At 72.0% G+C, this 4,922-nt stretch carries 6 protein-coding genes; 4 read left to right on the forward strand and 2 right to left on the reverse strand.

Annotation, left to right across the window (positions count from 1 at the left end):
• Positions 1–291, forward strand: a 291-nt coding sequence (locus HOQ08_RS11565; protein ID WP_291194814.1) for a winged helix-turn-helix domain-containing protein, incomplete at its 5' end; no start/stop codon positions are given.
• Positions 288–1,655: an ATP-binding protein gene (locus HOQ08_RS11570; RefSeq protein WP_291194818.1), complete on the forward strand. Its 1,368-nt coding sequence runs from the start codon at positions 288–290 to the stop codon at positions 1,653–1,655. The genes HOQ08_RS11565 and HOQ08_RS11570, both read left to right, overlap by 4 nt.
• 192 nt (positions 1,656–1,847) lie before the next feature.
• Here the strand turns inward: HOQ08_RS11570 and HOQ08_RS11575 are convergent, their stop codons facing one another.
• The gene (locus HOQ08_RS11575) at positions 1,848–2,966 is read right to left on the reverse strand and encodes a mechanosensitive ion channel domain-containing protein (protein ID WP_291194821.1); all 1,119 of its coding nucleotides are present in this window, start codon (positions 2,964–2,966) and stop codon (positions 1,848–1,850) included.
• Positions 2,967–3,119: 153 nt separating this feature from the next.
• On the opposite strand from HOQ08_RS11575, the gene HOQ08_RS11580 reads away from it, so the two are divergent.
• Together HOQ08_RS11580 and HOQ08_RS11585 are read left to right on the forward strand one after the other, a co-directional pair.
• The gene (locus tag HOQ08_RS11580) at positions 3,120–3,809 is read left to right on the forward strand and encodes an ATP-binding protein (protein ID WP_291194824.1); all 690 of its coding nucleotides are present in this window, start codon (positions 3,120–3,122) and stop codon (positions 3,807–3,809) included.
• Complete coding sequence (locus HOQ08_RS11585) at positions 3,793–4,332, forward strand: mismatch-specific DNA-glycosylase (RefSeq protein ID WP_291194827.1); 540 nt, start codon at positions 3,793–3,795, stop codon at positions 4,330–4,332. Before HOQ08_RS11580 ends, HOQ08_RS11585 begins: the two co-directional genes overlap by 17 nt.
• A 270-nt stretch (positions 4,333–4,602) precedes the next feature.
• On the opposite strand, the gene HOQ08_RS11590 is transcribed toward HOQ08_RS11585, so the two are convergent.
• Positions 4,603–4,922 (reverse strand): VOC family protein (locus HOQ08_RS11590; RefSeq protein WP_291194830.1); only part of this gene is annotated, 320 nt, incomplete at its 5' end.

Below are 4,922 nucleotides of genomic sequence, written 5' to 3' on the forward strand. Positions count from 1 at the left end.
GTGCTCAGCCACGGCCCGCTGGCGTGGGACCCGCTGGCCCACTGCGCCAGCGTGGATGGCCAGCCGCTGCCGTTGACACCGCGCGAATTCGCCGTGCTGGGCCTGCTGCTGCGCCACCGCGGGCGTGCCTTCACGCGCCAGGAGATCCTCGAGCGCACGGCCGGCAGCGACACCGAGGTGTCCGACCGCAGCGTGGAGGTGCTGGTGTTCGGCCTGCGCCGCAAGCTCGACGCCGCCGGCCTGGTCGGCCTGATCGAAACCCGTCGCGGCGCCGGCTACCTGATCCCGTGAAGCCGCCTTCGCTCGCCGCGCGCATCACCCTGCTGCTGGTGGCGACCAGCCTGGTGGCGCTCGGCGGCGGCGCGCTGGCGATGGACTGGCGCATCGACCGCGCGATGGAGGCACGCTTCCGCGACAACCTGCTGACCCAGGCCCAGGCGCTGACCACGGTGGTGGAGGTCGAGCAGGCGGCGGGCACGCCGCGCACCCCGCCCGCCCTGCTGGCTGGCGAAGGCCGCGCCTACTACGAACTGCGCTGCGAGGACCTGCCGGTGCTGCACAGTTCGCCCCCGCCGCCGGTCGCTCCCGCCGGCTGGCCGCAGTCGGCAGGCGCCACCCCGCGCTTCGCCAACCTGCCCGGCAGGAAGGGCCGGCTGGGCACGGTGATGTTCGCTTTCCAGGAACCCTCCACCCACAGCCCGCCCACGCGCAGCTGCGCCCTGCTTTACGCGCTGGACCGCCGCTCCTTCGACCGCCTGCTGACCGCGCTGGACTGGATCCTGGTGCTCGGCCCGGCGCTGGCCCTGCTGGTCGCGCTGGTGGCCGTGCCGTTGATCGTGCGCCGCGGCCTCAAGCCCGTGCGCGCACTGGTCGAGCGCATGCGCGTCATCGGCCCGCACGCGCCCGGCCAGCGCCTGCCGGCCAGCGGCACGCGCGAGCTCGACCCGCTGGTAGCGCGCTTCAACGACGTGCTCGCGCGCATGGACGAAGGGCTGGCCCGCGAGCGCCAGTTCGCCAGCGGCCTGGCCCACGAGACGCGCACGCGGCTGGCCGAGCTGCGCGCGCTGACCGAGGTGGAGAGCCGCTATCCCAGCGGGCGCAGCCTGCCCGACATCCTGCGCGAGGTCGGTCACATCGGCGCCGAGCTGGAGGCCACGGTGGCCGCCCTGCTGCTGCTCACCCGCCTGCAGTCCGGCCTGGAACGCCCCCACGTGCAGCCGCTCGCGCTGGGACCGTGGCTGGAGCGTCAGCTGCAGCGCCATCGCACGCTGGCCGCCGGCCGCGGCGTCACATTGGCGGTCGAAGGCGTGCCGCCGGCGGAACTGCGCACCGATCCGGCGCTGCTGGAGGTGGTGGTCGGCAACCTGTTGGGCAACGCCGCCGCCTACGCGCCCGCCGGCGATACGGCGCGTCTGCGGCTGGACGCGGCGCAATTGCACATCGACAACGCCGCGCCGGAACTGGAGCCGCACGACCTCGCCAGCTTCGGCGAACGCTTCTGGCGCAAGCAGCCGCCCCACGCCAGCCACGCCGGCCTGGGCCTGGCCCTCGCCCGAGCCGCCGCGGAGGCGCTGGGCATGCCGCTGCACTTCGAGTTGCGCGACGGTCGGATACACGCGGCGCTGGCCTTTAGCGCACCCACGCTTGCGAGGTAAGCGGTTCGCTTCCAGCGTGCGCGCTTGCCGCGATTCCGAGACCACGCAGCCCGCCCTCCTCTGGCGAGAGGACTGGGGCGAGGGGCGGGACTCGCCCAAACCCTTGTGCCCTCAACCGCTCTTTTCTTGCGCGCTTGCCTGGTGCATGCAAGCAAGCCAGGGCCTGACCTGCTTCCAGGCGAACCCCGCCCCTCACCCCCTCCCACGCCCCGAAGAGAAGCGCGAGCTGGACGCAACCGGGGGCTCCCCGCCCCACTCCCCCACCTGCGCCCGCACCCTCGGCAGGCTCTCCGGACAGTGCTGCTGCACGAAGGCGATCATCCCCTCGCGCACGCGGCAGCGCAGGTCCCAGTTGCTGCTCGAATCGGCCGAGCTGGCCAGGATGCGCAGCTGGATCGCGTGCTCGTTGGCGTCGGTCACCTGCAGCACGCACACGCGCCCGTCCCATTGCGGCGCCGCCTTGCACAGGCGCTTGACCTCCTCGCGCAGCGGCTCCAGCGGCACGCGGTAATCCAGCCACAGGTAGACCGTGCCGATCAGCTGAGCGCTGGTGCGCGTCCAGTTCTGGAACGGGTTCTCGATGAACCAGTTGAGCGGCACCACCAGCCGGCGCTCGTCCCAGATGCGCACCACCACGTAGGTGCCGGTGATCTCCTCGATGCGGCCCCACTCGCCCTCGATGATCACCACGTCGTCCAGCCGGATCGGCTGGGCCATGGCGATCTGCACGCCGGCGATCAGGTTGCTCAGCACCGGCTTGGCCGCCAGCCCGACGGCCAGTCCGGCCAGGCCCGCCGAGGCCAACAGGCTGGTGCCGATTTCGCGCACGCCGGGAATCATCATCAGGCAGGCGGCCAGCCCGATCAGGATCAGCGCCACGCTTGCCGTGCGCCCCAGCACACGCGCCTGCGTGAGCACTCGCCGCGCGCGCAGGTTGTCCCGCATGTCGACCGGAAAACGGCGGCAGAAGAAGAACTGCGCCGCATTGATGCAGCGCACTCCAAGCCAGGTGGCCACTGCGACCAGCGCAATCGCCAGCATCTGCTGCGCGGTCTCGGCCAGGTGCAGGCTGGCAGCCTCCGGCCGCGTGCGCAGCGCGACCATCAGTACCGCCAGCGGCACTAGGACGCCCATCGGCGCACGCGCCTGCCTGAGCATCTCGCGCGCCATCGGGTGGCCGTCGCTCAGGCGCCAGAGCAGCGCCCGAGCCAGCCGGTGCAGCGCGATGGCCACCAGCAGCGCCACCGCCACCGTCACGCCCAGGCGCACCCACGGCTGGTGGTTCCAGATGTCCAGCAGCTTGGCCCACATGCGCCCCACCCTGCCCGGCCGCGCGTCCACGGGACGTGGGCGCGCCCGCGAACACGCAGGGTTGGGTTTCAGCCCCTCGATCCTGTCGTACATCCAAAGCGCTGGGCTGAAGCCCATCCTACGGACGCTACTGGCGTGCCGTAGAGTAGTCCGATGAACGCCACCCCCATCCTCCTCGCCTGGAGCGGCGGCAAGGACTGCCTGATGGCCCTGCAGCGGCTGCGCGCCGATCCGCAGTGGCAGCCGGCCGCGCTGCTGACCACCGTCAACCGCACCTACGACCGCATTGCCATGCACGGCGTGCGCCGCGACATCCTGCTGGCGCAGGCCGACGCGCTCGGCCTGCCTCTGCTGGAGGTGACCATGGACTGGCCCGGCAGCAACGAAGCCTACGAAGCCGCCCACGAGCGCGCCCTGACCGAGGCGCGCATGCGCTGGCCCGGCATCCGCCATTGCGCCTTCGGCGACCTGTTCCTGGAAGACGTGCGCGACTACCGCGTGCGCCAGCTCGGCCGCGCACAGTGGCGCGCGGTGTTCCCGCTCTGGGGCGAGGACACCGGCACGCTCTCGCGCCGCTTCGTCGGCGAAGGCCATCGCGCCATGCTGTGTTGCGTGGACACCCAGCAACTGGAAGCTGACTACTGCGGACGTCCCTACGACGGCGCCTTGCTCGACGGCCTGCCCGCCGGCATCGACCCCTGCGGCGAGCGTGGCGAATTCCACACGTTGAGCTTCGGCGGCCCGCTGTTCGCGCGCGACCTGCGCCTGCGCCGCGGCGAATCGGTGCTGCGCGACGGCCGCTTCCAGTTCACCGACTTCCTGCTCGATGAACCTGCCGGCTGAGCCGCACGTCCTGCCCGACCTGTTGCGGCCGGGCCTCAGATTGGTGTTCTGCGGCACCGCGGCCGGCGAGCGCTCCGCGCGCGAAGGCGCCTACTACGCGCACCCGGGCAACCTGTTCTGGCGCGCACTGTACGAAGCGGGCATCACGCCGCGGCTGTTCGCGCCCGCCGAGTTCCCCGCCCTGCTCGAGCTTGGCATCGGCCTCACCGACCTGGCCAAGCGCCACAGCGGCAACGACGCCGACCTGCCGCGCGATGCCTTCGACGTGCCCGCGCTGATCGCCAAGATCGAGCGCTTGCAACCCCGCCTGCTCGCCTTCACCAGCAAGACCGCCGCACGCGCGGCGCTGGGCCGACCGGTCGCCATCTACGGCCCGCAGCCCGAACGCATCGGCATCGCTGCGATCCACGTGCTGCCCTCGCCCTCCGGACAGGCGCGCGGACATTGGGACCTCGCACCGTGGCGCCAGCTCGCGCGGTGCCTTGGCACTGCAGCTGCATCCCACCGGCCCCGCCCGACCTGACGCTTCCCCGCTGCACGGGGCGCCGCTCCCGCTTCAGGCGGAGACTGCGCCGCTTTTTCCGGCAGGAGGTGCCGTGGCAAGCAGCGCCGGCGGCCTTGCCCCTTGTCGCGCCAGCTGCCATTTTTTTGCCGGCATGCGCGGCGGCACGCGGCGTGACCGGCGCTCGCGGTGGCGGCAGTGCGGCTTTGCGCGGCACGGGTGGCCCAGGATGGGAGAGCCGGCACTCGCAGCACCGGCGCCCGCACCGGAAGCGGCCGGTCGACGGACTGCTCAGGCCTTGGGCGGCAAGGCGTTGGGGTCCATCCACATCACTTCCCAGATGTGCCCGTCCGGATCCTCGAAGCTGCGGCCGTACATGAAGCCGTAGTCCTGCACGGGCGTGGGGTCGGCCTTGCCGCCGGCGGCGTGGGCCTTGTCGACCAGTTGCGAGACCTCCTCGCGACTGTCGGCCGACACGCACAGCAGCACCTGGGCGGCGGCATGCGCGTCGACGATGCGCTTGGCGGTGAACTGGCGCCACTTGTCGTGCGTCAGCAGCATCGCGTGGATGGTGTCGGAGAACACCATGCAGGCCGCTGTGGCGTCGGTGA

This window comes from Frateuria sp., from assembly GCF_013362045.1.
GTDB lineage: Bacteria > Pseudomonadota > Gammaproteobacteria > Xanthomonadales > Rhodanobacteraceae > Frateuria_A.

Excerpts from the sequence above, each read along its gene's own strand:
- HOQ08_RS11575 (WP_291194821.1), bottom strand. The coding sequence starts at position 2,966 with ATGTGGGCCAAGCTGCTGGACATCTGGAACCACCAGCCGTGGGTGCGC.
- HOQ08_RS11580 (WP_291194824.1), top strand. The coding sequence starts at position 3,120 with ATGAACGCCACCCCCATCCTCCTCGCCTGGAGCGGCGGCAAGGACTGC.
- HOQ08_RS11585 (WP_291194827.1), top strand. The coding sequence starts at position 3,793 with ATGAACCTGCCGGCTGAGCCGCACGTCCTGCCCGACCTGTTGCGGCCG.